The following is a 1,680-nucleotide window of genomic DNA, read 5'->3' on the forward strand; positions in this document are numbered from 1 at the left end:
GTGTAGAGCTGCGCTGACATGGGCGGGAAGGGGGTGAGGGAGAAGAGCGCCTCCACGGGGAGACCGAAGTGGCCGGCCAGGCGCAGGGCGAGTTCGACGGAGGGGCCGTAGTCGCCGCGTTCGAGGAAGCCGATGGTCTGGACGTTGACGCCGACCGCCTCGGCCAGCTGGCGGCGGGTGGTGCCGCGTTCGGCGCGCAGCACGGCGAGGCGGTTGTGCAGCTGCTTTGCGTCCGCCGACTCCTTCGACTTGTTCACCACCCGCCCTATGTGGCGTTATCGCAACACCGAGCGCTAGGAGGCAATGGAGGTGGCGGCGGTCGTGCCGTATGACCTTGCGGGCATCGGCATGTGAGGACGTCGCCGGCGCCCCCGGTCGCGCGTTGAAAGCGGGATGACCGTGTGGACTCGCCGCACCAGTGCCTGCCGTCAGCGGCTACCGGACGAGTGCTCCCACGGAGAGCTGACCGGCGTCAGCGTCGAGGACGGCGGGAACCCCCAGCGGTACAGGCACCGGGTCGGGGAGGTGCCCCAGCGGGAGCCCACCAAGGATGGGGACTCCCAGGTCGTCGAGGAGGTCGTGAAGGGTGTCCACGATCGTCCATCCTCGGTCCTGGTAGCCGGCGAACTCCTCGAAGCTGCCGACGGCGACGCCGGTGATGCCGTCCAGGGCGCCGGACAGGCGCAGCTGGGCCAAGGCCCGGTCCACCATGCCCAGCCCCGCGGCCTTGTTGGCCTCCAGCAGCAGGATGCAGCCCTGCCAGGACGTCTCGACCACGCCGGCCGTGCGGGCGAGCATCTCGAGGTTGCCGCCGACGAGGTCGCCACTGGCTCTGCCGGTCGTGGTCAGGGCGGCCGTGATCGCGCCCGGGTCGTTGCGCACGAGGGTGGGTGCTGCGTCCATGAGCTGTTCGCGGACGGCGTCGCGGTGGGCGCCGTCGACGGCGCCGTGTACTGCCGGGACACCTGAACGCCGCCAGAGCTGGTGCAGGGCGGTGATGTCGCTGTAGCCGACCAACGGCTTGGGATCGCGCTCGAGGGCGTCCTGGTCGACTCCCCGCAGCAGTCGAAGGCTTCCGCACCCGCCCGTGGACGCGATCACCGCGCGGACATCCGGATCGCGCAGCGCCTGGTTGAGGTCGGTGAGGCGGTCGGCATCAGTGCCGGCCATGTACCCGCGCCGGTCCACGACGTGGGCGCCGAGTTCGGGGCGTAGTCCCCACGACTGCAGGCTGTCCAGCAGTGGATCGAGGTCGGCGCGCGAGTCGGGCCAACTGCTGGGGGACACCACGACCACCCGGTCCCTTGGCAGCAGGCGTGCCGGGAGCATCGTCAGCGGTGAGGCCATGAGGGTGACCCTAGGAGGGTGATCGCTGCGCGGCCAGAGCCCCTCCGGGATGTCGCGCCGTTCGCCATGTCGGGTCGCCGGTGGCCGATCGAGGCCACGCACACCGCGGGATGACCGTGCGTTCGGCCCGTCCCGCGACCAGCGCTTCCACGGGGTCGAGGTGTCGGCGTCACGCGGGTGGGTGCGGACGGTGATCGCCTGGATGCCAGGCTGAGGCTTGTCGATCCACGGTGCTGGAAGGGGTGCGAGCGTGCCGGTAGGAGCTGTCGTCTCGGCCGCGTGGGGCTTGGTGGTGCTCGCGGGGCTGCTGCTGGTTATGGCCCGGGCCGTCCA

General features: G+C 71.0%; 2 protein-coding genes. Both read right to left on the reverse strand.

Annotation, left to right across the window (positions count from 1 at the left end; genetic code table 11):
* Window positions 1–257, reverse strand: a 257-nt coding sequence (locus GTR02_RS21615) for a helix-turn-helix transcriptional regulator (protein ID WP_338073980.1), incomplete at its 3' end; no start/stop codon positions are given.
* Between the two features lie 178 nt (window positions 258–435).
* On the reverse strand, window positions 436–1,680 hold a 1,245-nt coding region (locus GTR02_RS21620; RefSeq protein ID WP_205709798.1), incomplete at its 5' end, for a S66 peptidase family protein.

The sequence above is a fragment of the Kineococcus siccus genome (assembly GCF_009906795.1).
Classification (GTDB): domain Bacteria; phylum Actinomycetota; class Actinomycetes; order Actinomycetales; family Kineococcaceae; genus Kineococcus; species Kineococcus siccus.